Origin of the sequence: Pseudarthrobacter oxydans (assembly GCF_013314975.1) — a bacterium.
Lineage (GTDB): Bacteria > Actinomycetota > Actinomycetes > Actinomycetales > Micrococcaceae > Arthrobacter > Arthrobacter oxydans.
Genome location: NZ_JABTYH010000002.1, coordinates 15696 through 39905 on the forward strand (window position 1 = coordinate 15696; position 24210 = coordinate 39905).

The window sequence follows — 24210 nt, forward strand, 5'->3', positions numbered from 1 at the left end:
CTGGCCGCTGACCAGCCGGCACCTCCGGTTCCCGCGTTTTCCTCCCCGGGCTCATTCACAAGGCCTGCTCAGCTGCGCCTTCCTGCCCTCCTCCCCGCACCCCTTTCCAGCAAAGCACCCTTTTCCAGACCAGCACCCTTCTACCGAAAGGCCACGCATGTTCCTCACTGCATCTCCCCCGACCGCCTCCGCCACAGGCGGGCACACCTTCACCCGGCGCCGCGCCCTGGGCAGCCTCCTCGCACTGCCCGCACTGGGGCTGCTGACCGCGTGCGGCGGAACCGCCACAGCCGTCGGCCAGCGGGCGGGGCAGTCACTGGCACCGCTGGCCACGTCCGTGCCTGCCGGGACCACCATCACGGTGGGCGATCCCAGCATCCGCGTGGCGCTGGAACTTTCCGGCCTCATCAAGAACCTCGACGGCATAAATCTGGAGTTCGCCAACATCTCCGGCGGCCCGCAGACCACCGAAGCGTTCCGCGCCAAAGCCCTCGATGTTGGCTCGGTGGCGGACATCCCGCCCATCCACGCAACCTGGACCGGCCTGGACGTCCGCATCATCGCCAGCGCCTACCGCCAGGATGCCGTAAACCACCCGCTCTACGAACTGGGCATCGCACCGGGAGCCGGCATCAGCACGCTGGAGGAGCTTCGCGGCAGGAAAGTCGCCTACAGCCCGGGCCAGGCCCAGGGCGCACTGGTGCTGCGCATCCTCCAGAAGGCCGGGCTGGCGCAGGACGACGTCAAGCTGGTGGAACTGCCCAGCACCGGCGACGCCTACGCGTCGGCGCTCTCCAGCAGGCAGGTGGACGCCGCACCGCTGGGCGGAGTCCAAATCAAGCGCTACCTTGCCAAGTACAAGGCCGACGGCGGCATCACCCTCCGGCACGGACTGCGGGATGATCCCGGCCATCTCTACTCCCCGGCGACAGTCCTTGCCGACCCGGCCAAAGCGGCGGCCCTGGCTGCCTACGTCGAGGCGTGGGGCAAGGCCCAACGCTGGATCGAGGACCACCCCGAGGAGTGGCTGGAGGGCTACTACGTCACGGACCAGGGCCTTTCCCGCGCGGACGGCCAGTACCTGATCGACGCAGCCGGAAAGCGGGATGTCCCCACGTCCTGGGCGGACGGGATTGCCCGGCACCAGGAAACCATCGACCTGCTGGCCCGGGAACAGAAGAAGCCGCAGCTGAAAGCGGCCGACCTCTATGACAGCCGCTACGAAGCCATCGCAGGCACGGCCTTCGCTGCAGCGGGCAAGGGCGGTGCAGCGTGAGCGCCGCCCCCGTACTGGAACGGCCCGCCGTCGAACCCCACCTGGACTCCGACCCCGACAAGCGTGCGGACGTCCGGCCCACCGGAAAGCGGCTCGGCCCGGGACGGCGCCGCAGGTTCGCCTGGCTGCTGGGCCCCGTCGCCCTGCTGGCACTCTGGACCCTCACGTCCGCCACCGGCATCCTCGACCCCCGGATCCTGTCCGAACCCTGGACCGTGGTAGCCACCGCCGGTGAGCTGATTGCCGACGGCCGGCTGCAGGAAAACCTGGCCATTTCCGCCCAACGCGCCGGCCTGGGACTGTTCTTCGGCATCCTTGTTGGCGCAGTGCTGGCCCTGCTGGCAGGGCTGAGCCGCGTGGGTGAAGCGCTGATCGACGGGCCGGTGCAGATCAAGCGCGCCATTCCCGGCCTGGCGCTGATTCCGCTGCTCATCCTCTGGTTCGGCATCGACGAAACCGTGAAGGTACTCACCATCACCCTGGGCGTCTTCGTGCCGATCTACCTCCAGACGCACGCCGGACTGCGCGGGATCGACCTGCGCTATGTGGAGCTTGCCCAGACGGTGGGCCTGGGCCGCGCCGCCTTCATCCGCAAGGTGGTCCTCCCCGGCGCCCTGCCCGGATTCTTCCTGGGCCTGCGCTTCGCCGTCACCGGAGCCTGGGTGTCCCTGGTGGTGGTGGAACAGATCAACGCCACCAGCGGCATCGGCTACATGATGGAGCTCGCCCGCACCTATGGCCAAACCAACATCATCGTCCTTGGACTGGCCGTCTACGGCATTCTGGGGCTCCTCTCAGACGGAATTGTCCGCTTCATCGAACGAAAGGCCCTTTCATGGCAGCGCACCCTGGCGGGATGACCGCCGTCGCACCCTCCGCCGTCGCCCCTCGTGCCGGCACGGCGGCCTCCGGCACGGTCTCCGTGCGGAACCTGATCCGCAGCTTCGGGCCGAAAAGCGTCCTGAACGGCGTGGACCTGGACATCGCCCCCGGCGAGTTCGTGGCCCTGTTGGGCCCCAGCGGCTGCGGCAAGAGCACACTGTTGCGCGCCCTCGCCGGGCTGGACCACGACGTCCGCGGCAGCGGGGTGATCACCGTCCCCGAGCGCGTGTCCGTGGTGTTCCAGGATTCGCGGCTGCTTCCCTGGGACACCGTCCTGGGCAACGTCACCTTGGGGCTGCGGGAGCACGACGCCGGGTCGCGGGCACGCAAGGCCCTCGCCGAAGTAGGACTTGCCGGCCGCGAAAGTTCCTGGCCCCACGAGCTCTCCGGCGGTGAGCGGCAGCGCGTGGCGCTGGCGCGTTCCCTGGTCCGGGAGCCGCAGCTGCTGCTGGCCGACGAACCGTTCGGTGCGCTCGATGCCCTGACCCGGATCAGGATGCACGGGCTTCTGCAGGACCTGGTGGCCGCGCACCGCCCGGCCGTCCTGCTGGTGACCCACGACGTGGACGAAGCCATTGCCCTCGCGGACCGGATCGTGGTCCTGGACAGCGGCCGCGTTGCCCGAATCCGCACGGTGTCACCTGACATCGATTCCGCCGCGGACGCTGCCGGCCACGAAGCCCTCCGCCGCGATCTCCTCGCCGACCTCGGCGTCGTCGGCACCACCCACTGAACTCCAGATCCGAAGGACCATCCCATGACTTCCGAAAACTCCTCACCACAGCGCCAGCTCCACCTCAACGCCTTCCTGATGAGCACCGGCCACCACGAAGCTTCCTGGCGGCTGCCCGAAAGCGACCCGCACTCCAGCACCAACGTGGAGCATTACAAGCAGCTCGCCCAAACTGCCGAGCGCGGCAGGCTGGACTCCATCTTCTTCGCCGACTCCCCCGTCCTGTTCGGCGAGGTGGGACGCCGCCCTTCCGGCAAGCTCGAACCCACGGTGCTCCTCACCGCCATCGCCGGGGCCACGGAGCACATCGGGCTGATCGCCACCGCCTCCACCACCTACAACGAGCCTTTCAACCTTGCCCGCCGGTTCGCATCGGTGGACTGGGTCAGCGGCGGACGCGCGGGATGGAATGTGGTCACCACAGCCGGGCCCGACGCCGCCCGGAACTTCGGCGTGGACGACCAGCCCGCCCACGCCGTGCGGTATGAGCGTGCCGCCGAGTTCATCGAGGTGGCCCACAAGCTGTGGGACAGCTGGGAGGACGGCGCCGTGCTCGCGGACAAGGCGGAGGGCGTGTGGGGTGATGCCGAAAAGATCCGGGTCATTAATCACGAGGGCAAGCACTTTAGGGTCCGTGGCCCCCTGAACGTGCCCCGCTCCCCGCAGGGGCACCCGCTGATCGTCCAGGCGGGCTCGTCCGAAGACGGCAAGGGCCTCGCCGCCCGGTACGCGGACGCCGTCTTTACCGCACACCAGACACTTGCTGACGCACAGGCCTTCTACGGCGACCTCAAGAACCGCACCGCGGCTGCAGGACGTGATCCGGAGACCATTAAGATCCTGCCGGGCATCGTTCCGGTCATCGGCGCAACCGAGGAAGAAGCGCTGGAGCTGGAACGCGAACTGGACCGCCTCATCAAGCCCGAATACGCCCGGATCCAGCTGGCCAAGACCCTTCGCGTTGCGCCGGAGGACCTGCCGCTTGACCGCCAGCTGCCGGAGAACCTGCCCAGCGAGGACGAGATCGAGGGCGCCAAAAGCCGCTACACACTGATCGTCCAGCTCGCCCGGCGGGAGCAGCTCACCGTGCGGCAGCTGATCGGCCGCCTGGGCGGCGGCCGCGGACACCGGACTTTCACGGGCACACCGGTGCAGGTGGCGGACGCCATCCAGGAATGGTTCGACGGCGGCGCGGCGGACGGCTTCAACATCATGCCGCCGGTGCTGCCCTCGGGGCTTGAAACATTCGTGGACCAGGTGGTGCCGATCCTGCAGGAGCGGGGACTGTTCCGCACCGGCTACACCGGCCGGACGCTGCGGGAGCACTACGGCCTTGCGCGGCCGGAGAACCGGTACGCCGGTGCTGCCGCTCCGGAGCTGGCCTCGATTGGTCCGGCATTCTGAGTGGACAGGCCGGGCACCGGGCGGGAAGGTGGGCGGTCAGCTGCCCTCCCGCCGCCAGCGGTAGGGGGTGGTGGTGGAGACCTTGACCAGCCCGGAGCGCTCCAGGATGGGCCGTGAGAACTCGGTCGAATCGCTGTGGATGAGCGTTTTGCCCAGGCCGAGGGCCGACTGTGCCCGGCGGGCGGTCAAAGCCCGGTAGATCCCGCGGCCGCGCCATTCCGGACGCGTGGCACCGCCCCAGATCCCGGCGAAGGCCGTGCCTTCCACCGGCTCGAGACGGCCGGCACTGACAATCCCGCCGTCCGCCTCGGCCACCCACAGCTGCATCCCGTCACGCAGCGAGAGCCGGTGCAGCAGGGCATCGGCCATCCCGTCGGACACCGGATCGCCGAAGACTTCATCCTGCATGGCGCACATCGCCCGGACCTCCGGTTCGTCCACCACCTGCCGCACCACCACGCCGTCAGGGAGCGGCACGGGGACGCTGAGCGCCTGCGCGCCGCCGATCATGATGGATTCCGGCTGATCAGGGACAAAGCCGTGCCCCAGCAGCACCTCATGCAGTCCGGGGGCGTGGTCATGGCTGCGCGTCTTCCATTCCACCCGGGTGATCCCGGGATCGGCCCGGAAGCAGTCCACCGCCCCCCGGACCAGCCGGCGGAAGGCCTCAGTGCCGGCATCCCCAAGATCCCGGTATGTCACAAAGCCGCGGCCGTCCCGGAACGCCGCCAGGTGCAACGGCCCGTGCCTCTTCACCGAGACGGCGCCGGGTGTCTCGGCATCCGTGCGCAGCTGTTCATCGTAGGCAGCCAGGAACCGTGCGGATTCACTCATTCCGCGAGCTTACTGGTGGACGCCGGGATTGATTGCCTGGCAGCCGCTGGACCATCCGGGGTTTCCGCGGCAGGCGGCTGCGGCTTGTAGACCCAGGCCACCAGCACCACTGAAATGATCATCAGCAGGAACCACGCCACCAGTTTCTCCAACCCAACGGGCTGCCAGCCGTCCACCTGGCTGGGGTACAGCCAGGCGCCGGACCAGGTGGCGATGTTCTCGGCCACCCAGATGAACAGCGCCACCAGCAGGAAGGCGAGCAGCAGCGGCATCCTGTGATGCTTCCTGAACACCCTGAAGTGCATCACGCACCGGCCAAAGACAACCACGACGGCGGCGAGCAGCACCCAGCGGGCGTCCCAGATGTAGTGGTGGCTGAAAAAGTTGCCGTAGACGGCCGCGGCCACGGCCGCCGTGATCCAGCGCCGCGGATAGCGGGCGAACCTCAGGTCGAACAGCCGGTAGACGCGGACCATGTAGGAGCCGACGGCCGCGTACATGAAGCCGCTGAAGAGGGGGACCGCCCCGATCCGCAGGAAGCCCTCGGCCTCGTAGGACCAGGAGCCGGCGTCGGTCTTGAAAAGCTCCATCACCGTCCCCACCAGGTGGAACAGGATAATGACCCGCAGCTCCTTCAGGGTTTCCAGCCTGAAGGCGACCATGAGGACCTGGATCAGCACCGCGGCGAGGGTCAGGAAGTCGTTCCGGGCCAGTCCGGCCCCGTCCGGGTACCAGAGCCGCGCGGCCATCAGCACTGCAAGCAGGGTGGCGCCGAAGATGCATGCCCAGCCCTGCTTCAGGCCGAAGACCACGAATTCGGTGAGCTTTGGCCGGACGCGGCTGGCAGGGGCGCTGGCCAGGAACCGCCGGGCCCGCTCGTCAAGCCGCGCCTCCAGCGGAGTGGAACTAAGCACTGACGCGCCCTGCCCGGCGGGAGAAGGTGTCCAGCTCGGAGAGGCAGTAGTTCTTGAACCAGTGCCGGAGGCGCTGCGGCAGCTTTGGGTAGGCCACGGCGAGGGCTTTCATGGTGCGGTGGAACCGGCGTTCGTGGCGCCCGCTCCACGGCAGGCCGAAGTCATTCCGCAACTGGTCCGGGAGGAGGCCGGCCGTCAGGAACCGGGCGAACGGCATGATCGCGCGGTACCAGAGCGCTGCATGCCGTGGATACAGGAGCCCGCGGCCCACGCGGATGGCGGCGTCGCTCGCCCGGAGGCCGGCCATGCGGGCGTCATAGTACCGGCCGAACGCCTCACGGTCCTTCGGCCACATGTCCGGCGGCAGCTGCAGGGCTGTCCCCAGCTTCGCGTAGTCCCTGTACATGGCGTCGGCGGACTCGTCGTCGAGCGGGCCGTAGATTTTCTCGATGATGACCAGGGCGGTGTCGTAAAGCGTTGCTGTGACCCACAGCTGCAGCTCAGGGTCGTACGCGTTGTAGCCGGGCGTTTCGTGATCGGCATCCCGGCGGACAGGGACGTGGGCGCGGTTCACCCTGCGCCGGACCTCTTTGACCTGCTCGTCAGTCCCGTAGGTGACGGCATACACGTAGGTCAGTGTGCCCTTGAGCCTGTTGATGGGACGGTCCGTGAAGGTGCTGTGCTCTGCGACGCCGCGGCCCACGCCGGGGTCTGCAAGCTGCAGCAGGAGGGCCCGTCCCGCTCCCGCGAGCAGGATGACCTCCGCATTCAAGTCCGCAAGTTCCCGCGCCATTCCCTCAGGGTACCGGAGGGACAACGGGATGGAGCGGGCCTGGGAACGCGCGCAATGGACAAGTTTACTTTACAGTCAAGCTCGCTTTACACTGGAGACATCGATTACCGACAAGAACTGGGGGTCTGACATGACGGAGAACAAGAACAGTGCGGCAGGGAATCCGCTACGCACCGCCTGGGGACGGGCCCGGCTTGGCACCCGCACCGTACCGGCCATGATGCCCGCCATCCCCCTGGGGATCCTTCTCGCCGCGCTGATCGCGGCAGCTGCCGCCCTGGCAGGCTTTGCTCCGCAGCAGCCTTTGCTGGGTGCCGCCATCGTGGCAGCCCTCATGGCCCTGCCCATGTGTGCACTCGCCTGGGCGTTCCTTGTTGACCGGGATTCCCTGGAGGGCGCGGCCTCCCGCCCGGAGGAATCCGTGGAATCGCGCTGGTATGACAATGCCGCCGCAGGAGCATTCCACGACCTGCTGATCTTTTCCGGCCTCGGAACAGCGGTGCTCTTCCTGACGCCCCTTGAAATTGAGGGGTCCGTGGGCCTGCTGGCCGTAAGTGTCGTGGGAATGCTGTCCGCGGGAATCCGTTACATCGTCAACCGGAGACGGGGGTAGCCGATGGAGAACACTCTTCCGGAACTGCGCAGGGAGCATGGCTGGTCGCAGCAGAAGCTGGCCGATGCGCTGGGAGTCTCGAGGCAAACCGTCATTTCCATCGAGAAGGGCCGGTTTGACCCGTCACTCCCCCTGGCCTTCCGCCTGGCATCACTCTTCGGGTGCACCATCGAGGACATCTTCACGCCCGGCAGCTAGCACGAGCAATGCCCGCCGAAAATCGAGTACCCACCACTCGTGCCCTCCATCCCCGCTCACCGTAGCGTCCTGTGAAAGCCCGCGGACATCACCACGGGAATTCCGGCTGCGAGGGGGGTCATGGGCTGCATCGAGGCACCGACATGACCCAGCCGGACGGTAACGTCCCTCCCCTCCTGGACCCCGCAGTGCTTGAGCGGCTGCGCGACGAACTCGAGGATGACGAGGGCGTGTGGAAGGTCTTTGTGGAGGCCTTCATCGCGCAGATGCCCCAGAGGCTGCAAAAGGTACGGCTTGCCCTGACCACCGGCGACCTGCCGGGTGCCATGGATGCTGTCCTGAGCCTCAAGACGTCCAGCCAGATGGTGGGGGCGGAGAGGCTCGCCGCCCTCGCCCTGGAACTTGAAGGATCGCTGCGGGAGGAAGCCAGGGCCGCCGACCCGGCCGTTGTGTTGCCCCGGCTTGCGGCGGAGCACCTGCGGAGGCTCAAGCAGTGCGCCCAGCGCACCATCTATGTCCTGCAGGACCACCTGCGGAAAGGTCACTGAACCGACGGCACGGCACGATGTCCCGCGGACTGACGCGGCGCCCCGGAACAGGAACGGACGACGGCGGAACCTCCCGCCGTCGTCCGTTCCGGTTGGGGCTGGCCCGCCCGTGCCGGCAGCCCCACCCAGAGCGTCAGACCTGCAGGGTGGCGTAGTGGTGGCTGGTCTGGACGATGGCTGCAACCGTCTCAAGTTCGCTGTCGTCGCGGGGACCATAAACCAGGACCATGCCACTGGCCAGCCGGACGCCGGCCAGCGGATGGGGAACCGCCCAGCCCTTCGCCACCGCCTCCGCGGCCAATACCGGGGGCAAGGCAACGTGGAGTGAGCCGTCGTGGGCCGGATGCTGGTGGGCGAACTCGCCCACGGACGGCACCAGGAAACCGTCCGGAGTTGCAGCAGGAGCGGGGCCCAGCATGAGTCCCGTGGCTCCAGGCACCGAAATGGCAGACTGCCGGGTGGAAACACCGGCCAGCGTGCTGATGCGGGACAACAGTTTCTCCTGCAACTCCCGCCGCGCGTTGTCGCTTCGCTGTTCCTGCGGAATGGTCCATGAAACCTGCGGACGATGTCCAGCACGAAGCGGCAGGCCATCCTCCCGCAGCCCGGTCCACCCGGCCTTTACGTCACTGTCGCCGTTGGCGCGCGGCCGTGCCACGAATGCAAGCCGTTCACGGATCCAGCCGCCGAGTTCGGCCAGCGTCTCCCCGGTGATGCCGTGCCCACCCGGATCGCGGCGGGCATAGGCCGGGGCGGCGGACTCTGTGAGGAGATAGTTCCACGTCCGCAGCAGCAGCTCTGCCGGGATGACCCGGTCCTGCTCGCCCTGCGCAACGAAGACGGGTACCCCGGCCAAGCGGGCCGCCGAGAGGGGCACCCCTGCGTCGAAGGGCAGGGTGCCGTACAGGATCGCCCCGCCGGCAAAGCGATGGGGGTCGGAAAGCAGGAGGCCGCCGGCGAACGCCGCTCCCCCGCTGAATCCCACCAGCACCACGGGCCGGCCGGCCGGAGCAACGGCGTCAAGCCAGCTCCGGAACCAGGCCATGGTTTCGGTCAGGGATTCCTCGACGGGCCTGCCGATGCCACGGTTCCGGAACCAGGCGTAGCCGCCACCTTCAGCGATCGGCGCCCGCACGGCCGCGTAGACCGGGCCGGCGGGCAGGTGCTCTGCAAGACCGATGATCCCGCGTTCGCTTGAACCCCTGCCGTGCAGCAACACCACCAGCGGCTGCGCCGGGTCCGACGATCCGGCGGTTGCCACTACATACGGGGTGTTCATTAGTTGGTGACCTTGAGCCCGGTGTCCCAGTTGAAGTCTGCGAATTCAGGGTTGGCCTGCAGGGTCATCAGGACGAACTGGAAGCCCTCGAGCTCGCGGGCACGCTTGAGTGGTCCCACTACCAGGGGGCGCATTCCGGCGGCGCTGGCAAAGCCGCTGACTGCACGGGCGGCTGCGTCGTCGTCGCCTGCGATGAAGACGTCGAGGGGCTGGCCGTCCGACTCCCCGGCCACCAGGGTGCCGGCGAAGGTGGTGTTGAAGGCCTTGACCACGCTTGCGCCGGCGGGTGCCAGCGCCGCGATTTCCTCTGCGGCGGATGTGCCCGGCTCCACCACCAGGGAATCGAAGGTTTCGAAGTTCACCGGGTTGGTGATATCCACGATGGTCTTGCCTTCGAGCGCGGCACCGTAGGTGCTGACGACGGATTTGGCGGCGTCAAAAGGCACGGCGAGGACAACGATGCTGCCCTGGGGATCCTGCGCCGTGGTGCCGGAGGCGACGCCGGCACCCAGTTCGGCCGCAAGGGCCTGGGCCTTGCCTGCGTCCTGGCCGAGGATTTCGACGGTCTTGCGTGCCGCCAGGGCCCGGGTTGCGATGCCGCGGGCCATGTTGCCGTTGCCGATGATGGTGATGTCAGTCATGGGGTTCTTCTTTCCAAAGATGCGGGCCAGGAGGTTTGTCATGGGGTTCTGTTCTGCCGTTTGTGGATTACTACTTGAAGCTACAACTAAACGTACGTGCTTTTCGTTGAAGTGTCAAGTATTTTTTGGGCCGAAAGACACCAGCGAATGTCGTGCCGACAGTGCATACTGGCGCCATGACTGATGCAGCGCGAAAACCGGACCGGATCCTCCTCGTGCTGCTGGGGGTTATCGGACTGCTGGTGGTGGTGGCCCTGGCCGTGGTGTTTTCCCGGGGAGATCCTGAACCCCTCGATGAGGCCAGCCCGGCCGGAGTCGTCCAGCGGTACAGCACGGCCGTGATCGACGGCGACCTCGCAACTGCCGAAACGTACCTCACGGATTCCGCCCGCACCATCTGCCGCGGCTCGTACTTCGGTGAGCCCCGGCCAGCCCGGGTGGTCCTGGTGTCCACGTCGGAGCGGGACCAGTCAGCCACCGTGCGCGTCTCAATCGTCAACTCGTCCCAGGACGGGCCCTTCGGCCCCTCCGAGTACGAGTCGGAAGACATCTTCTCGCTGGTGAAGGCGGATGGAGACTGGAAGATCAGCCAGGCGCCGTACCAGCTGATGGCATGCACCGGAACACAGGTCAAACCATGAGCGCCCCGGCAGGCACGACGGTTCTGCCGGCGGGGCTCGCCCAGGTGACGCTGCGCCGGCTCATCCAGTACGCCCTGCTGTTCGCCCTGGTGGTAATTGCCGCCAGTGGCCTCAGCGGACTGCTCGACCGGCTGTTCACGTCAGGGGCTGTGCTGGCATCCACGGATGTGGCCGGACTCGCCCGGTCCTTGGCCTTTACCCTGATCGGCGGTCCGCTCGCCCTGCTCCTGTGGTGGTTTGTGTGGCGCAGGCTCGACGACGAGGCAGAGCGCAGGTCCGCCGGGTGGGGCCTCTACCTCACCGCCATGTATGGGGTTTCCCTGATCATCTTCACCACCTCGCTGTTGGGGATGGCGGCGTCCCTGATAGGGCGGCGGGACGGTGACTGGGCGCCGGCGCTTGCCAACGCCATCGCCTGGGCGGCCATCTGGGGGTGGCACCGCTGGATGTGGAAGCACTCCCGGAAGCCCACGGTCCACCTGGACGACGTGAGGGCCGTCGTAGGCTCAGTGTTTGGCCTGCTGCTCGGCGCCGGAGCCGGCATCGCAGCGCTCAGCGGCCTGCTCGACGTCGCTGTCCGCGGCTTCCCCCTGACGGTGACCGTTGAGCCCTGGTGGTACTCCGTGCTCCGCTCGCTCGTGTGGGCGGCGGGCGGAACCGTGGTCTGGTGGTGGCACTGGTTCAGGGAAGGCGGGCGCCGCTTCCAGACCAACCTGGTTGACAGCATCATGATCATCGTCGGGGTTTTCGCGGCCGGCATCACTGCCCTCGGCGGGGCGGGCGTGGTCCTGTTTGTGTTCCTGCGGCTGGCGTTCGACCGGGATGACCCCCTGAACGAACTGCTGGAGCCGCTGGCTCCGGCCGTGGCCGCAACACTCGTGGGGGCGCTGGTGTGGCGCTACCACCGCACCGCGTCCATCCGCCGGTCCCCCGCCACCACGCGTGCCAGCCTCCTGGTGACGTCCGCGGTTGCCCTGGCTGCTTCAGCGTCCGGGGTGGGCGTTGTGGTGAACGCACTGCTGGCAGCCGCCGTTTCCCCGCTGGCGGGTGGGGCTACGCGCACCTTGCTCCTTGGCGGTATCAGTTCCCTCCTGGTGGGCGGGCCGGTCTGGTGGCTGGCGTGGAAGCCCAGGAGCCAGCCTCAGTCTGCCGATGCCATCCCGCCCGGACGCCGCGTGTACCTCATCGCATTCTTTGGCGTCAGCGCCGTGGTGGCACTCATTACGCTCCTGGTGATCGGCTACCGGGTCTTCGAGTTCCTGCTCGGGGACGTCACAGGCGGCAGCCTCCTGGACCGCATCCGTGCACCGTTCGGGCTCCTGGTGGCTGCCGCCCTTGTGGCCGGGTACCACTTCGCCCTGTGGCGGCACGACCGCGCCCTCCTCCCGGCCGCCCAGCCGGCCAGGAAACGGACCATCGAGCAGCTCACCCTGGTCGTGGGGCAGCACCCGGACCCGGACGCCTTGGCACGGGGCATTGCTGACGCCACGGGCGCTGCCAGGGTCACCGTCTGGGTACGGGCGGACGACGGCGGCCCGGTCCTTCCGGCGGCCGGTGCAGATTCGGTGGGGGCAGCTTCCAGCGCAGTTTCGCCAGCATCGGACACCAGCGCCGGCGGAGCTGCCTCTCAAGCCGCTGACGCTGCTCCGGCCGCCGGTGACGCCGTCGCCGTCCAGGTGGCCAAAGCCGTGGAGAACGTTACGGCCCCGCACGTTCTGGTGATCCTGGGCCCGGGGTCGCGGCTGGAAGTCATCCCGCTGGGCTCGCTGCGCTGAGCGGACTACAAAGTGGGGACATCCACAAAATGACGTAGGGTCTTCAGCCCGGACTTCTCTAGACTGGCCAATGGACGTTGAACCACGGACAGAGAGCAAGGGAGCACAGCATGAGCGGAGTAGTTGTTGTAGGTGTGGACGGCAGCCCGTCGGCACGGAAGGCTGCGGAAGTGGCGCTGGGCCTTGCAAAATCGCTGGGAGGTTCCCTCCACATCGTCACCGCATTCGACGTCGACCGGTCCGAGACCTTCGGCGTGGGCTCTGATGAAGTGAAGGTCTGGAACTCCGAGGCCGCCGAAACGGTGGCAAAGTCCCTTGGCGAAACACGGCCGGGAGTGGAGATCAGCTACTTCGCAGCCCGCGGCAAGCCCGCTGACGCACTCATCAAGGAAGCCATGCGCCTGGACGCCCGGCTGATCGTCGTCGGGAACCGGCGCATGCGCGGCATCGGCCGCCTCCTCGGCAGCGTGGCAAACAGCGTGGCGCACAACGCGCCGTGCGACGTCTACATCGCCAACACCTACGACGACTAAACCCACCCAACGGGGCAAAGGACAGCGGACGACGGCGGGAGCTCCCGCCGTCGTCCGCTTGCTTTATGCGCCTCTTGCTCAAGATTTGCCAAGTTTATCCCGTCGATAGATAAACCCTCTTCCGCTGCCGTCCCGGCCTGCCTACGGTTAGCTTCACAAGCACGCCAAGGGGGATACATGGAACGCTCGGACGACGCTACGCAGACTGCCCGCGAGGATGGCCAGCAGCCTGCAATTTCGGACCCGCTGGAGGGCCGTCAGCGGACAGTCGCCGAGTGGACGGGCGACCTCCTGGTCGGCATCCGGCAGCCCGTGCAGTTCAGGCTGGCGGACTGGCCGTAGCCCTGATCCCTAGGTCGAGGCGTCCTTCTCGATCTCCTCGGCAAGGTCATCGACGGCCTCCGGACGCAAGCTTATGCCGGCCTCGTCGAAGCGTTCCTCAAGCACGTGGCTGACGTCGTCCTCGACGTGGCCCAGGCGGATCTCGTCCCGGATTTCGTCCGCGATACTCTCCGCCGTCGCCACGCCGTCAACCTCCTCCACGGCATCGTCGCCAGAAGGGGCGCCTGCGGGGTCAGCTCCAGTGTCAGTCATACCCCATCGTGGCCAATTGCGGGTGGGCGGTCAACAGCCGGCCCTATCCTTTGATCTCCACTTTGACGAAGTCCTCCCGGTGGAACATGCGGCGCTCGGACCACCCGTCCAGGACCACCCAGATAATGGAGCCGTCCGGTGTGGACCCGTCCACCACGCCGCAGCCGATATGTTGCCCGTCCTGAGAGAGGCGTACCGGCTGGCCTGCGGGCAGGGCGTTCCAGGACACCCGCCGCCAGCTGTGAGCTTCGCTCGGTTTCATGGCGCCTACCGCAGGACGACGGTCCGGTTGCCCAGCAGCAGGATCCGGCCCTCGCAGTGCCAGCGGACGGCATTCCGGAGCGCCACGCACTCCGCGTCCCGGCCCACCGCCACCAGGTCGTCCGCGGTGTACGTGTGGTCCACCTCGATGACCTGCTGCGAGATGAACGGGCCCTCATAAGGCCCCGCGTTGGTGAGCTGCCGCCCAAGATGCGGCTCCTGGCGGGTTGTCACAGGGTTAGTTGTCACGTGCTGCTCCTCGGATCAAAGCTGTCTGGAGTGCGGAAGGGGAAGACGCGGCCGCATCGTTGGGGACCGCATCGAGGCTGTTGAAGCTGTAGAGGTGGATGCCGGCGACGGTGCCGGGCGTGGTTTTGAGCCCGGCCACCAGGGTGTCCGGGGAGTACCGGTCGCCGCTGAGGAGTTTGCGGGCCAGCGGGCCCTTGCGGCTGAGGAACTTCAGGGAACTTCCGACGCCGATCTGCGTGGCGAGTGCCACCAGCTTGGTCCGCGGGACGGACCCCGCCACGCCCGCCCACAGGGGCAGGTGGACGCCTTCGCGGCGCAGGAGCGCGGCGTAATCGTGGATCTTGCCGGCGGAAAAGCACATCTGCGTGACTACATGCGAGGCAAGAGGCTGCTTGGCCAGCAGCCCGTCCAGCAGGTCCAGGGGGCTGACCAGCGGGTGGCCCTCCGGGTATCCGGCCACGCCCACGCGCATCATTCCGCCGGTGTACTGGGCGATGTCCTCGAGGACCGGAAGCGCCGAGTCGTAGGTGCCGGCGGGCTGCTTCCGGTCTCCCCCAATAACGAAGACTTCGCGGATTCCCGCAGCATCGCAGCCACGGATGATCTCGGTGAGCTCGGCACGGCTGCGGATGCTCCGGGCGGCGAGGTGCGGGATCACCTGGTAGCCGGCGTCGCTCAGCTCCACGGCGGTGCGCATGGTGCGCTCGATGCCGTGGTGCGGCAGGCAGGTGACGCTCAGCGGCGTGGCCGCGGACACCTTGGCTCGGACCTGCTCAACGATTCCCTCGGAGGGAATGATTTCGATTCTGACGGGGAACATCATTGGTCCTGTCTTTGCTTCAGTTTTCAGGGGCTTCAGCGGTGGCTATCCCGTCATGCAGTGGCCGCCAGCAGGGAGCTGGCTTCCTGGCGGGTGCTGCCGGAGGACTCGATGTGGGCGAGTTCGGCGGGGATCTCCCAGCCCTTCTTCCGCATCGCGGTGGCCCAGAGCCGCCCGGCGCGGTAGGAGGAGCGGACCAGCGGCCCGGACATCACGCCGAGGAACCCGATCTCGGTGGCCTCGTCCTGGAGGTCCACGAATTCCTGCGGCTTGACCCACCGGTCCACCGGCAGGTGCCGCTCACTCGGGCGCAGGTACTGGGTGATGGTGATCAGGTCGCACCCGGCCTCGTGCAGGTCCCGCAGGGCCTCGGAGATCTCCTCGCGGGTCTCGCCCATGCCCAGGATCAGGTTGGACTTGGTGACCATGCCCAGGTTCCGGCCCTGCGTGATCACGTCCAGGGACCGCTCGTACCGGAAGGCCGGACGGATCCGCTTGAAGATCCGCGGCACCGTCTCGACGTTGTGCGCGAACACCTCGGGCTTGGAATCGCAGATCGCTTTGATGTGCTCGGGTTTGCCGGAGAAGTCCGGGATCAGCAGCTCGACGCCGGTGCCGGGGTTCAGTTCGTGGATCTTCCGGACCGTCTCGGCGTACAGCCACACGCCCTCGTCTTCGAGGTCGTCCCGGGCCACGCCGGTGACGGTGGCGTAGCGCAGCTGCATCGCCTGCACGGAGCGAGCCACCTTGGTGGGTTCGAACATGTCCACCGGGGAGGGCTTGCCGGTATCGATCTGGCAGAAATCACAGCGCCGGGTGCACTCCGAGCCGCCGATCAGGAACGTGGCTTCCTTGTCCTCCCAGCACTCGAAAATGTTGGGACAACCGGCCTCCTCACACACCGTGTGCAGGCCTTCCTTCTTGACCAGGTTCTTCAAGCCCACGAACTCCGGGCCCATCTGGACCTTGGCCTTGATCCACTCCGGCTTCCGCTCCACCGGAACAGCAGCATTACGCTGTTCAACGCGCAACAGCTTCCGGCCTTCAGGTGCCAATGTCATGTGGTTTTCTTCTTTCAGCATTCGACGACGTTGACGGCGAGGCCGCCCATGGCCGTTTCCTTGTATTTGGAGCTCATGTCCTTGCCGGTTTCACGCATGGTCACAATGACCTCATCGAGGGAGACCCGGTGCGACCCGTCGCCCCAGAGCGCCATCTTCGCCGCGTTAATCGCCTTCGCCGCGGCGATGGCGTTCCGCTCGATGCACGGCACCTGGACCAGCCCGCCGATCGGATCACACGTCAAACCCAGGTTGTGCTCCATCGCGATCTCCGCCGCGTTCTCCACCTGCGCCGGAGTCCCGCCCATCACCTCCGCCAGGCCCGCGGCAGCCATCGACGACGCTGAGCCCACCTCGCCCTGGCAGCCCACCTCCGCCCCGGAAATGGACGCCTGCTCCTTGTACAGCACCCCGACGGCCCCGGCGGCGAGCAGGAACTTCACCACCACGTCGTCCCGGTCCTGCTGGGTGGCGTTCTCCATCCCAGGGGCGAAATGCAGCGCGTAGTACAGCACCGCGGGGATGATCCCGGCCGCACCGTTCGTCGGCGCCGTGACCACCCGGCCGCCGGAGGCGTTCTCCTCATTCACCGCCAGGGCGATCAAATTAACCCACTCCTGCCAATACTTCGGGTCATGGAACTCCCCCGAGCCGGCACCGGCATCGCTTCCGGCGCCGCCGGGGCGTGCGCTTTCCTTCCGCAACCGGTCGTACCAGTCAGGGGCACGGCGGCGGACCTTCAAACCCCCGGGCAGCACACCCTCACGCTTCAAGGACGTGGCCACGCAGCCCTCCATGACGGAGTAAATATGCAGCAGGCCCGCCCGGATCTCCTCAGGGGTGCGGCTGTCCTCCTCGTTGACCCGCATCACGTCGCTGATCCCCAGACCGGTCGCCCGGCAGTGCTCCAGCAGCTCCGCGGCGGTCCGGAACGGCAGCGGCAGCTCCTTCTTGGACTCCTCCAGCTCCTGCAGCGCCGCGTCCTCCTCACCCTCACGGACAATGAACCCGCCACCCACCGAGAAGAACGTCGCGGTGTGCAGGACCTGGCCGCCGGCGTCGGACACCGTGAACGTCATCCCGTTGGTGTGCCGCGGCAGGACCGTCAACGGCCTCAGCACCATGTCCTTCACCCCGTAGGGCAATGCCACCGCACCGGCCAGCTGGAGGGTCCCGGTCTCAGCGATCGCGGCCAGCCGCTCCTCCACCTCCTCCGGCAGGATCAGCTCCGGATGGAAGCCCTCCAGGCCCAGCAGGACCGCCGTCATCGTCCCATGCCCATGACCGGTCGCCGCCAGAGACCCATAAAGATCCACCCGCAACGAGGCCACCTCCGCCAGGGCGCCGGAAGCCTTAAGCTCCTCCGCAAAAACAGCAGCAGCCCGCATCGGCCCCACAGTATGAGAAGAAGAAGGCCCGATCCCGATCGAAAACAGATCAAAAACGCCGACTGCCATGGTGTGTTCCTAACTGGACGGAGAAGGTGAGATAGCGCGGCCCCACCGGGCCAAGGGTGACCAGACGATCAGGACAGTGGTGCGACGCCCGGGTAGAGCGGGTGTGCTTTGGCGAGTCCCTCGACGCGGTGACGCAGCCCGGAAAGATCCCCATCGGCGTCGGCCGTCAATGCCTCGGCGATGATGTCCGCAACCTCGCGGAAGGCAGCCTCACCAAACCCGCGCGTGGCGAGCGCCGGCGTGCCGATCCGGAGGCCGGAGGTGACCATCGGCGGGCGCGGGTCGAAGGGGACGGCGTTGCGGTTGACGGTGATGTCGATGGCCGCGAGCCGGTCCTCGGCCTGCTGCCCGTCGAGCTCGCAGTTGCGCAGGTCGACGAGGACCAGGTGCACATCGGTGCCGCCGGACACCACGCTGATGCCCTTGGCGGTGACGTCCGGCTGGACCAGGCGCTCGGCCAGGATCCGGGCGCCGGCCAGGACGCGCTCCTGCCGCTCACGGAACTCCTCGGACGCGGCGATCTTGAACGCCACGGCCTTGCCCGCGATGACGTGCTCCAGCGGGCCGCCCTGCTGGCCGGGGAACACAGCCGAGTTGATCTTCTTGGCGATGTCGGCGTCGTTGGTCAGGATGATGCCACCGCGGGGACCGGCGAGGGTCTTGTGCGTGGTGGACGTGGTGACATGCGCGTGCGGGACCGGCGACGGGTGCAGCCCCGCGGCCACCAAGCCGGCGAAGTGCGCCATGTCCACCATCAGATAGGCGCCCACGGAGTCGGCGATGCGGCGGAACTCGGCGAAGTCCAGCTGCCGGGCGTAGGCGGACCAGCCGGCCACGATCAGCGCGGGCTTGGTCTCCTGCGCCAGGCGCTCCACCTCTGCCATGTCCACCGTGTGGGTGTCCTCGCGGACGCCGTAGGGGACCACGTTGTAGAGCTTGCCGGAGAAGTTGATCTTCATGCCGTGCGTGAGGTGGCCGCCGTGGGCCAGGTTCAGGCCCATGATGGTGTCGCCGGGCTTGATCAGCGCGTGCATGACCGAGGCGTTGGCCTGCGCGCCGGAGTGCGGCTGGACGTTGGCGAACCCGGCACCGAAGAGCGCCTTGATCCTGTCGATGGCGAGCTGTTCGATCACGTCCACGTGCTCGCAGCCACCGTAGTAGCGCTTGCCCGGGTAGCCTTCGGCGTACTTGTTGGTCAGCACCGATCCCTGCGCCTGCATCACGGCGACGGCGGTGTGGTTCTCGGAGGCGATCATCTCCAGGCCGTCACGCTGGCGGGTGAGTTCGTCGTCGATCTTCGCGGCGATCTCCGGGTCCAGCGCGGCGAGGTTGGCGTCCAGCGACGGCGACACCACCTGTTCGAAGGCGGTCACGTCTGCCGGGGCGGTCACAGTTCGCCGCCGTTGGCTGAGGCGTACTCTTCAGCGGACATCAGCGGGCCTTCTTCGGTCACGGCCACTTTGAAGAGCCAGCCCGCGCCGTAGGGATCGTTGTTGATCAGGGCGGGATCGGAGACCACTTCGTCATTGATTTCCACTACTTCGCCGGTGACGGGAGCGTAGAGGTCGGAGACGGACTTGGTGGACTCCACCTCGCCGCAGGTCTCCCCCGCGGTCACCGTGGAACCGACCTCGGGCAGGTCCACGTACACAATGTCGCCCAGGGCATCGGCGGCGACTGCGGAAATTCCGATGTTCACCGGTCCCGATCCATCAGCAGCAACCCACTCGTGCTCGGCGGAGTACTTCAGTTCAGCAACAACTTTTGCCATGGTGTGTTTCCTTCAATCTGGTGTGTGAAAAGTGAGAGAGCGTCGGGCCAAAAGCCGCATCAAGTGAGAGAGCGTCGGGCCCCTTTGGGTCGACCTCGGCAGCATGCGTCTAAGGGAGCGTCACGTCCGCTCAGCGGGCGTCTTCGCGACCGAGCATGCAGAGGAGGTCGGACCCGACGGGCCGTCGGCGTCCGTTACTTCTGGCGCTTGTAGAACGGGAGGGCCACTACTTCGAAGGGCTCTGGCTTGCCGCGGAGGTCGATGTCCAGGGCGGTGCCGGGTTCGGAGTGTTCGACGTCGACATAGGCCAGGGCGATCGGGTAACCGAGGGTGGGGCTTGGCTGGCCGGAGGTCACCTCACCCACGACGTTGCCGTCCTTGAGCACCGGGTAGTGGCTGCGGCCGGCGCGGCGGCCCAGTCCCTTGAGGCCCACGAGCTTGCGGCCGGAGGTGGAACCGGCACCAAGCTCCTTGAGCTCCGCCAGTGCCGCCTTGCCCACGAAGTCCGACTCCTTCTTGAGCGAGACAACCGGGCCGAGGCCAGCGGCGAAGGGGTTGCCTTCACGGGAGAGTTCGTTGCCGTAGAGGGGCATGCCGGCTTCCAGGCGGAGCGAGTCGCGGCAGGCGAGGCCGGCGGGGATGAGCCCGTGGCCGTCGCCGGCTTCCAGCAGCGCTTCCCACAGGCCGGCGGCGTCCCCGTTCGGGACGTAGATCTCGAAGCCGTCCTCGCCGGTGTATCCGGTGCGGGCCAGGAGCAGGTCCTGGACAGCGCCGTTGACGGTGATCCCTACTTCGACGGCCGCGTAGTACTTCAGCTCAGTCACCAGGGAGTGCTGCTCGGCGGGGACCAGCGTCAGGAGGATGGCTTCGGCGTTCGGGCCCTGCACGGCGATGAGGGAGGTCTCGGCGGAGACGTCCTCCACGGTGACATCGAAGCCGGCGGCCCGCTCGGCCAGGGCAGCGGCCACCACCTTGGCGTTGCCGGCGTTGGGGACCACCAGGTACTTCTCTTCACTCCGGCGGTAGGAGATGAGGTCGTCAATGATGCCGCCGTCTTCCTGGCAGATCAGCGAGTACTTGGCCTTGCCCACGGCCACGGCGGACAGCTTGCCGGCCAGGGCGTAGTCCAGGAAGGCTGCGGCGTCCGGGCCGGTGACCCAGACCTCGCCCATGTGGGAGAGGTCGAACAGGCCGGCGGCGTTACGGACGGCGTGGTGCTCGGCCAGCTCGGAGCTGTACTTAAGGGGCATCTGCCAGCCGCCGAAGTCGGTGAAAGAGGCGCCGGCCAGCTTGTGCTGCTCATAGAGCGCTGTGTAGTTCTCAGTCATCAGGAAATCCTTAGTTCTCAAATGCAGTTTTGTCCTCGAACGCGTCGAGGGGAGGGCAGGAGCACACCAGGTTGCGGTCACCCGCGGCGCCGTCAATGCGGCCGACCGGCGGGAAGTACTTGTCCTGCCGGAGGGAGGACACGGGGAAGGCTGCCTGCTCGCGCGGGTACGCGCGGTCCCAGTCGGAAGAGACGACGGCGGCGGCCGTGTGGGGTGCGTTGCGCAGCGGGCTGCTGGTCACGGTGAAGTCGCCGTTGGCCACCTGGTCGATTTCCTTGCGGATGGTGATCATGGCTTCGATGAAGCGGTCGATCTCCGCGAGGTCCTCGGACTCGGTGGGCTCCACCATGAGCGTGCCCGCCACCGGGAAGGAGAGCGTGGGGGCGTGGAAGCCGAAGTCTATGAGCCGCTTGGCCACGTCCTCCGCGGTGACGCCGGTCTGGGCGGTCAGGTCGCGCAGGTCCAGGATGCACTCGTGCGCCACCAGGCCGCTTTCGCCGGTGTAAAGGACCGGGAAGTAGTCGTTCAGCCGTGCCGCGACGTAGTTGGCCGCGAGCAGTGCGGACTTGGTGGCCTCGGTGAGGCCGGTCCCGCCCATGAGCTTCACGTAGGCCCAGGAAATCGGGAGCACACCCGCAGAACCGAAGCGCGAAGCGGAAATCGCAACGCCATGCCCGGCTTCATGGGCGGCCTTGTTTGCATCACCGGGCATGAAGGGTGCCAGGTGTGCCTTGGCAGCAACGGGTCCGACGCCGGGTCCGCCGCCGCCGTGCGGGATGCAGAAGGTCTTGTGCAGGTTCAGGTGGGACACGTCCCCGCCGAACTTGCCCGGCTGCGCCAGCCCAACGAGCGCGTTCAGGTTCGCGCCGTCAACGTACACCTGGCCGCCGGCGGCGTGGACGGCGTCGCAGACCTCGCGGACGTCGGCGTCGTACACACCATGCGTGGACGGGTAGGTGATCATGATGGCCGAGAGGACGTCCTTGTGGGCCTCGATCTTGGCTTCGAGGTCGGCGTGGTCGATCGTTCCGTCGGCAGCGGTGGCAACCACCACCACCTTCATGCCGGCCAGGACGGCGGACGCGGCGTTGGTGCCGTGCGCCGAGGCCGGGATGAGGCAGACGTTGCGCTGCTGGTCCCCGCGGGAGTGGTGGTAGCCGCGGATCGCCAGCAGCCCGGCGAGCTCGCCCTGGGACCCGGCGTTCGGCTGGATGGACACCTGGTCGTACCCGGTGATCTCGGCGAGGTCGGCTTCCAGCCCGGAAATCAGTTCGCGCCAGCCCTCAGTCTGGGAGTCCGGGGCGAACGGGTGGATGGAGGCGAACTCCGGCCAGGAGATGGCTTCCATCTCGGCCGTGGCGTTCAGCTTCATGGTGCAGGAACCCAGCGGGATCATGGTGCGGTCCAGCGCCAGGTCCCGGTCGGAGAGGCGGCGGATGTAACGGAGCAGCTGGGTCTCGGAGCGGTGCGTGTTGAACACCGGGTGCTGCAGGTACGTGGAGGTGCGCAGCACCGATTCGGGCAGTTCAAAGCCCTGGCCGGACACCACCGGACCGGCGCCGAAGGCGACGGCCACCGCGGAGAGGACCTCCGGCGTCGTGGTTTCATCGACGGACACGCCAACCGTGTCCGCGTCGATGAGGCGCAGGTTAATGCCGCGGGCTTCGGCGGCGGTGATCACCTTGGCGGCCTTGCCGGGGACGCGGACGGTGATGGTGTCAAAGAAGGTCTCGGACGCCAGCTCGCGGCCCGCATGCTTCAGCGTGTCGGCCAGGGCGCGGGCGTTGTTGTGGACGGTTTCGGCGATCGCCTTCAGCCCGTCGGGGCCGTGGTATACGGCGTAGAAGGAGGAGACGATGGCCAGCAGTGCCTGCGCGGTGCAGATGTTGGACGTGGCCTTCTCGCGGCGGATGTGCTGCTCGCGGGTCTGCAGGGCCAGGCGGTAGGCGGGGACGCCGGCGTTGTCCTTGGAGACGCCAACGATGCGGCCGGGGAGGGTGCGTTCCATGCCGTCGCGGACGGCCATGTAGGCGGCGTGCGGTCCCCCAAAGAACAACGGCACGCCAAAGCGCTGGGTGGAGCCGACAGCGATGTCCGCACCCTGCTCGCCGGGAGGGGTGATGAGGGTGAGGGCCAGGAGGTCGGCGGCGACCGTGACCAGCGCACCGCGTTCCTTGGCCTCGGCGATGACGGCGGACTGGTCCCAGACCCGGCCGGAGACGCCGGGCTGCTGAAGGACCACGCCGTTGATGTCGCCGTCCGGCAGGCCGCTGGTGAGGTCGGCGACCTCCACCTCGAAGCCGAGGGCCTCGGCGCGGCCCAGCACGATGGCGATGGTCTGCGGGAGGAGGTCGGCGTCCAGGACAGTCTTGCCGTCCTTCACGGTCTTGTTCTTATTGGCGCGGCGCATCAGCAGCACGGCCTCGGCCACGGCCGTGGCTTCGTCGAGGAGGGAGGCGTTGGCCACCGGGAGCGCGGTGAGGTCCTGGACCATGGTCTGGAAGTTGAGCAGCGCCTCGAGCCGGCCCTGCGAGATCTCGGGCTGGTACGGGGTGTAAGCGGTGTACCAGGCGGGGGCTTCGAGGATGTTGCGGCGGATCACCGGCGGCGTCACGGTGTCGTAGTAGCCCTGGCCGATCATCTGCACGGCCATCTTGTTCTTGCCGGCCAGCTTGCGGAGCTCGGCAAGAACCTGGACTTCACTGAGGGCGCTCTCGAGTGTGAGGGGCTTGTCCTGGCGGATCGAGTCCGGGACGGCGCTGTCCACCAGGCCATCAAGGCTGTCGTAACCGACCGCCTTGAGCATGGTGTCGACGTCGGACTGGCGGCGCGCGCCGATATGGCGGTCTGCGAAGGTGGTTGGGGACGAGTGAACCGTCATGAGGGGAACTCCATAATTCAGGTGGCGCCTTAGCACCACGTTGATTCGGGTTCCTCCCCGCTCTGTATTGGACCTGAGAGTTTTGCGTTGCCCTGCTGTTCAGCAGGGCGCCACTTGCACCGTCGGTGAGCCCGGTTGCCCGGACTGCTTTCCAGAGTTGCCTTGCCGCGGCGGTACGTGGGCCTGAGAGATTCCTGGGGAGGATTTGCTCCTACGGCGCCTGCTGAACGTACCGGCAGGACTCTCCCGCCGCAGATCATAAGCATGTGCCACTGGTGGGTGACACGACTCACAGGATACCAAGATGCGCGCCGGGATCCAAACTTCCGGACCCGCAGAGGCGGGATGGCGACGGCGGGACGCGACGTCGTCGGCCGCTTGGGCTTAGGGCTGGCCAGGAGTTGTTGGTGCAGCTTTCCTGCCGGTTCTGTAGCCCGCCCAAAAGGCAAGCAGCAGCAGGCCCACGACGGCGATTGCCAGGCCCGCCTGCGTCCCCGGGCTGAGGAACGCCATCCCGGTGCCGGAGAAAGGCTGGTTGCTCAGCGGCGCGTAGGCGAACCAGCCAATGTAGGTGTTCCGGTTGAGCCAAGCCACCAGGCACCCGGCCAGCAGGACCACGAGCCCTGCGATCGGCAGGACCACTCCAGGTACCCGGGCCGGCTTCCGTGGTTCGCGTTGTTCGGGCGCGCGTTCGTGATCAGGTGTGTTGTTGTCCCCCATGCAG

The 24210-nt window shown here is 67.4% G+C and carries 26 protein-coding genes, 1 pseudogene and 2 riboswitches; of the genes and pseudogenes, 11 read left to right on the forward strand and 16 right to left on the reverse strand.

Annotation, left to right across the window (positions count from 1 at the left end):
* Positions 1-157 precede the first annotated feature (157 nt).
* From HTS88_RS01640 to HTS88_RS01655, 4 genes are read left to right on the forward strand one after another with little or no spacing between them, the layout of a single operon-like run.
* The gene (locus tag HTS88_RS01640; RefSeq protein ID WP_174174854.1) at positions 158-1276 is read left to right on the forward strand and encodes an ABC transporter substrate-binding protein; all 1119 of its coding nucleotides are present in this window, start codon (positions 158-160) and stop codon (positions 1274-1276) included.
* Complete coding sequence (locus tag HTS88_RS01645; protein WP_174174856.1) at positions 1273-2136, forward strand: ABC transporter permease subunit; 864 nt, start codon at positions 1273-1275, stop codon at positions 2134-2136. The genes HTS88_RS01640 and HTS88_RS01645 overlap by 4 nt, the downstream gene beginning before the upstream one ends.
* Positions 2112-2891: an ABC transporter ATP-binding protein gene (locus HTS88_RS01650; RefSeq protein ID WP_174174858.1), complete on the forward strand. Its 780-nt coding sequence runs from the start codon at positions 2112-2114 to the stop codon at positions 2889-2891. The genes HTS88_RS01645 and HTS88_RS01650 overlap by 25 nt, the downstream gene beginning before the upstream one ends.
* 24 nt (positions 2892-2915) lie before the next feature.
* The gene (locus HTS88_RS01655) at positions 2916-4295 is read left to right on the forward strand and encodes an LLM class flavin-dependent oxidoreductase (protein WP_174174860.1); all 1380 of its coding nucleotides are present in this window, start codon (positions 2916-2918) and stop codon (positions 4293-4295) included.
* Positions 4296-4331: 36 nt separating this feature from the next.
* On the opposite strand, the gene HTS88_RS01660 is transcribed toward HTS88_RS01655, so the two are convergent.
* From HTS88_RS01660 to HTS88_RS01670, 3 genes are read right to left on the reverse strand one after another with little or no spacing between them, the layout of a single operon-like run.
* Positions 4332-5129, reverse strand: coding sequence for a GNAT family N-acetyltransferase (locus tag HTS88_RS01660; protein ID WP_174174862.1), 798 nt, complete (start codon positions 5127-5129; stop codon positions 4332-4334).
* Positions 5126-6043, reverse strand: coding sequence for a DUF817 family protein (locus HTS88_RS01665; RefSeq protein WP_174174864.1), 918 nt, complete (start codon positions 6041-6043; stop codon positions 5126-5128). The genes HTS88_RS01660 and HTS88_RS01665 overlap by 4 nt, the downstream gene beginning before the upstream one ends.
* Positions 6036-6836, reverse strand: coding sequence for an oxygenase MpaB family protein (locus HTS88_RS01670; protein ID WP_174174866.1), 801 nt, complete (start codon positions 6834-6836; stop codon positions 6036-6038). Before HTS88_RS01670 ends, HTS88_RS01665 begins: the two co-directional genes overlap by 8 nt.
* Before the next feature lie 130 nt (positions 6837-6966).
* Here HTS88_RS01670 and HTS88_RS01675 point away from each other — a divergent pair, with 130 nt between their 5' ends.
* The 3 genes from HTS88_RS01675 to HTS88_RS01685 all read left to right on the forward strand — a co-directional run bounded on the left by HTS88_RS01675 (position 6967) and on the right by HTS88_RS01685 (position 8195).
* Positions 6967-7449 (forward strand): hypothetical protein, encoded by a 483-nt coding sequence (locus HTS88_RS01675; protein WP_174174868.1) that lies wholly within the window; start codon positions 6967-6969, stop codon positions 7447-7449.
* A gap of 3 nt (positions 7450-7452) precedes the next feature.
* Positions 7453-7647: a helix-turn-helix transcriptional regulator gene (locus HTS88_RS01680; protein ID WP_104189442.1), complete on the forward strand. Its 195-nt coding sequence runs from the start codon at positions 7453-7455 to the stop codon at positions 7645-7647.
* Between the two features lie 143 nt (positions 7648-7790).
* Complete coding sequence (locus tag HTS88_RS01685; protein ID WP_174174870.1) at positions 7791-8195, forward strand: Hpt domain-containing protein; 405 nt, start codon at positions 7791-7793, stop codon at positions 8193-8195.
* A 133-nt stretch (positions 8196-8328) separates the two neighbouring features.
* On the opposite strand, the gene HTS88_RS01690 is transcribed toward HTS88_RS01685, so the two are convergent.
* Positions 8329-9474, reverse strand: a complete 1146-nt coding sequence (locus HTS88_RS01690) for a luciferase domain-containing protein (protein WP_174174872.1) — start codon at positions 9472-9474, stop codon at positions 8329-8331.
* Positions 9474-10115, reverse strand: coding sequence for an NADPH-dependent F420 reductase (locus tag HTS88_RS01695; protein WP_174174874.1), 642 nt, complete (start codon positions 10113-10115; stop codon positions 9474-9476). Before HTS88_RS01695 ends, HTS88_RS01690 begins: the two co-directional genes overlap by 1 nt.
* 176 nt (positions 10116-10291) lie before the next feature.
* Between HTS88_RS01695 and HTS88_RS01700 the strand changes: the two genes are divergently transcribed.
* From HTS88_RS01700 to HTS88_RS01715, 4 genes are all read left to right on the forward strand, one after another.
* The gene (locus HTS88_RS01700; RefSeq protein WP_174174876.1) at positions 10292-10756 is read left to right on the forward strand and encodes an LpqB family beta-propeller domain-containing protein; all 465 of its coding nucleotides are present in this window, start codon (positions 10292-10294) and stop codon (positions 10754-10756) included.
* Positions 10753-12531 (forward strand): DUF5671 domain-containing protein, encoded by a 1779-nt coding sequence (locus tag HTS88_RS01705; RefSeq protein ID WP_174174878.1) that lies wholly within the window; start codon positions 10753-10755, stop codon positions 12529-12531. The genes HTS88_RS01700 and HTS88_RS01705 overlap by 4 nt, the downstream gene beginning before the upstream one ends.
* A 110-nt stretch (positions 12532-12641) precedes the next feature.
* The gene (locus HTS88_RS01710; RefSeq protein ID WP_174174880.1) at positions 12642-13064 is read left to right on the forward strand and encodes a universal stress protein; all 423 of its coding nucleotides are present in this window, start codon (positions 12642-12644) and stop codon (positions 13062-13064) included.
* Positions 13065-13241: 177 nt separating this feature from the next.
* Positions 13242-13406, forward strand: coding sequence for a hypothetical protein (locus HTS88_RS01715; protein WP_174174882.1), 165 nt, complete (start codon positions 13242-13244; stop codon positions 13404-13406).
* A 9-nt stretch (positions 13407-13415) separates the two neighbouring features.
* On the opposite strand, the gene HTS88_RS01720 is transcribed toward HTS88_RS01715, so the two are convergent.
* The 11 genes and pseudogenes from HTS88_RS01720 to HTS88_RS01770 form a co-directional block, all read right to left on the reverse strand.
* On the reverse strand, positions 13416-13658 hold the full coding sequence (locus HTS88_RS01720; protein WP_174174884.1) for a hypothetical protein: 243 nt from the start codon (positions 13656-13658) through the stop codon (positions 13416-13418).
* 43 nt (positions 13659-13701) lie between these two features.
* Positions 13702-13920, reverse strand: a complete 219-nt coding sequence (locus HTS88_RS01725) for a hypothetical protein (protein ID WP_174174886.1) — start codon at positions 13918-13920, stop codon at positions 13702-13704.
* A gap of 5 nt (positions 13921-13925) precedes the next feature.
* Positions 13926-14096 (reverse strand): annotated as a pseudogene (locus HTS88_RS01730) (formyltetrahydrofolate deformylase); the annotation flags it as partial.
* Positions 14097-14157: 61 nt separating this feature from the next.
* A complete protein-coding gene (locus HTS88_RS01735; protein ID WP_174174888.1) occupies positions 14158-14991 on the reverse strand; it encodes a methylenetetrahydrofolate reductase in 834 nt (277 codons plus the stop codon).
* A 50-nt stretch (positions 14992-15041) separates the two neighbouring features.
* Entirely contained in the window at positions 15042-16049 is a 1008-nt protein-coding gene (lipA, locus tag HTS88_RS01740; RefSeq protein ID WP_174174890.1) for a lipoyl synthase, read from the reverse strand.
* Between the two features lie 14 nt (positions 16050-16063).
* Complete coding sequence (locus tag HTS88_RS01745; protein ID WP_174174892.1) at positions 16064-17506, reverse strand: L-serine ammonia-lyase; 1443 nt, start codon at positions 17504-17506, stop codon at positions 16064-16066.
* Between the two features lie 68 nt (positions 17507-17574).
* On the reverse strand, positions 17575-18897 hold the full coding sequence (gene glyA, locus HTS88_RS01750) for a serine hydroxymethyltransferase (RefSeq protein ID WP_343044861.1): 1323 nt from the start codon (positions 18895-18897) through the stop codon (positions 17575-17577).
* Complete coding sequence (gcvH, locus tag HTS88_RS01755; RefSeq protein ID WP_174174894.1) at positions 18894-19277, reverse strand: glycine cleavage system protein GcvH; 384 nt, start codon at positions 19275-19277, stop codon at positions 18894-18896. Before gcvH ends, glyA begins: the two co-directional genes overlap by 4 nt.
* Positions 19278-19471: 194 nt before the next feature.
* Complete coding sequence (gene gcvT, locus HTS88_RS01760; protein WP_174174896.1) at positions 19472-20605, reverse strand: glycine cleavage system aminomethyltransferase GcvT; 1134 nt, start codon at positions 20603-20605, stop codon at positions 19472-19474.
* 10 nt (positions 20606-20615) lie between these two features.
* Positions 20616-23486, reverse strand: a complete 2871-nt coding sequence (gene gcvP / locus HTS88_RS01765) for an aminomethyl-transferring glycine dehydrogenase (RefSeq protein WP_174174898.1) — start codon at positions 23484-23486, stop codon at positions 20616-20618.
* A 52-nt stretch (positions 23487-23538) separates the two neighbouring features.
* Positions 23539-23646, reverse strand: a riboswitch (glycine riboswitch).
* A 1-nt stretch (position 23647) separates the two neighbouring features.
* Positions 23648-23745: riboswitch (glycine riboswitch) on the reverse strand.
* A gap of 125 nt (positions 23746-23870) precedes the next feature.
* Positions 23871-24206: a hypothetical protein gene (locus HTS88_RS01770; protein ID WP_174174900.1), complete on the reverse strand. Its 336-nt coding sequence runs from the start codon at positions 24204-24206 to the stop codon at positions 23871-23873.
* Between the last annotated feature and the right edge of the window lie 4 nt (positions 24207-24210).

Bases quoted from the DNA above. Each gene is read 5' to 3' on its own strand.
- HTS88_RS01640 (WP_174174854.1), top strand. From the start codon at position 158: ATGTTCCTCACTGCATCTCCCCCGACCGCCTCCGCCACAGGCGGGCAC.
- HTS88_RS01650 (WP_174174858.1), top strand. From the start codon at position 2,112: ATGGCAGCGCACCCTGGCGGGATGACCGCCGTCGCACCCTCCGCCGTC.
- HTS88_RS01655 (WP_174174860.1), top strand. From the start codon at position 2,916: ATGACTTCCGAAAACTCCTCACCACAGCGCCAGCTCCACCTCAACGCC.
- HTS88_RS01660 (WP_174174862.1), bottom strand. From the start codon at position 5,129: ATGAGTGAATCCGCACGGTTCCTGGCTGCCTACGATGAACAGCTGCGC.
- HTS88_RS01670 (WP_174174866.1), bottom strand. From the start codon at position 6,836: ATGGCGCGGGAACTTGCGGACTTGAATGCGGAGGTCATCCTGCTCGCG.
- HTS88_RS01675 (WP_174174868.1), top strand. From the start codon at position 6,967: ATGACGGAGAACAAGAACAGTGCGGCAGGGAATCCGCTACGCACCGCC.
- HTS88_RS01680 (WP_104189442.1), top strand. From the start codon at position 7,453: ATGGAGAACACTCTTCCGGAACTGCGCAGGGAGCATGGCTGGTCGCAG.
- HTS88_RS01685 (WP_174174870.1), top strand. From the start codon at position 7,791: ATGACCCAGCCGGACGGTAACGTCCCTCCCCTCCTGGACCCCGCAGTG.
- HTS88_RS01690 (WP_174174872.1), bottom strand. From the start codon at position 9,474: ATGAACACCCCGTATGTAGTGGCAACCGCCGGATCGTCGGACCCGGCG.
- HTS88_RS01695 (WP_174174874.1), bottom strand. From the start codon at position 10,115: ATGACTGACATCACCATCATCGGCAACGGCAACATGGCCCGCGGCATC.
- HTS88_RS01700 (WP_174174876.1), top strand. From the start codon at position 10,292: ATGACTGATGCAGCGCGAAAACCGGACCGGATCCTCCTCGTGCTGCTG.
- HTS88_RS01705 (WP_174174878.1), top strand. From the start codon at position 10,753: ATGAGCGCCCCGGCAGGCACGACGGTTCTGCCGGCGGGGCTCGCCCAG.
- HTS88_RS01710 (WP_174174880.1), top strand. From the start codon at position 12,642: ATGAGCGGAGTAGTTGTTGTAGGTGTGGACGGCAGCCCGTCGGCACGG.
- HTS88_RS01715 (WP_174174882.1), top strand. From the start codon at position 13,242: ATGGAACGCTCGGACGACGCTACGCAGACTGCCCGCGAGGATGGCCAG.
- HTS88_RS01720 (WP_174174884.1), bottom strand. From the start codon at position 13,658: ATGACTGACACTGGAGCTGACCCCGCAGGCGCCCCTTCTGGCGACGAT.
- HTS88_RS01725 (WP_174174886.1), bottom strand. From the start codon at position 13,920: ATGAAACCGAGCGAAGCTCACAGCTGGCGGCGGGTGTCCTGGAACGCC.
- HTS88_RS01735 (WP_174174888.1), bottom strand. From the start codon at position 14,991: ATGATGTTCCCCGTCAGAATCGAAATCATTCCCTCCGAGGGAATCGTT.
- lipA (WP_174174890.1), bottom strand. From the start codon at position 16,049: ATGACATTGGCACCTGAAGGCCGGAAGCTGTTGCGCGTTGAACAGCGT.
- HTS88_RS01745 (WP_174174892.1), bottom strand. From the start codon at position 17,506: ATGGCAGTCGGCGTTTTTGATCTGTTTTCGATCGGGATCGGGCCTTCT.
- gcvH (WP_174174894.1), bottom strand. From the start codon at position 19,277: ATGGCAAAAGTTGTTGCTGAACTGAAGTACTCCGCCGAGCACGAGTGG.
- gcvT (WP_174174896.1), bottom strand. From the start codon at position 20,605: ATGACTGAGAACTACACAGCGCTCTATGAGCAGCACAAGCTGGCCGGC.
- gcvP (WP_174174898.1), bottom strand. From the start codon at position 23,486: ATGACGGTTCACTCGTCCCCAACCACCTTCGCAGACCGCCATATCGGC.
- HTS88_RS01770 (WP_174174900.1), bottom strand. From the start codon at position 24,206: ATGGGGGACAACAACACACCTGATCACGAACGCGCGCCCGAACAACGC.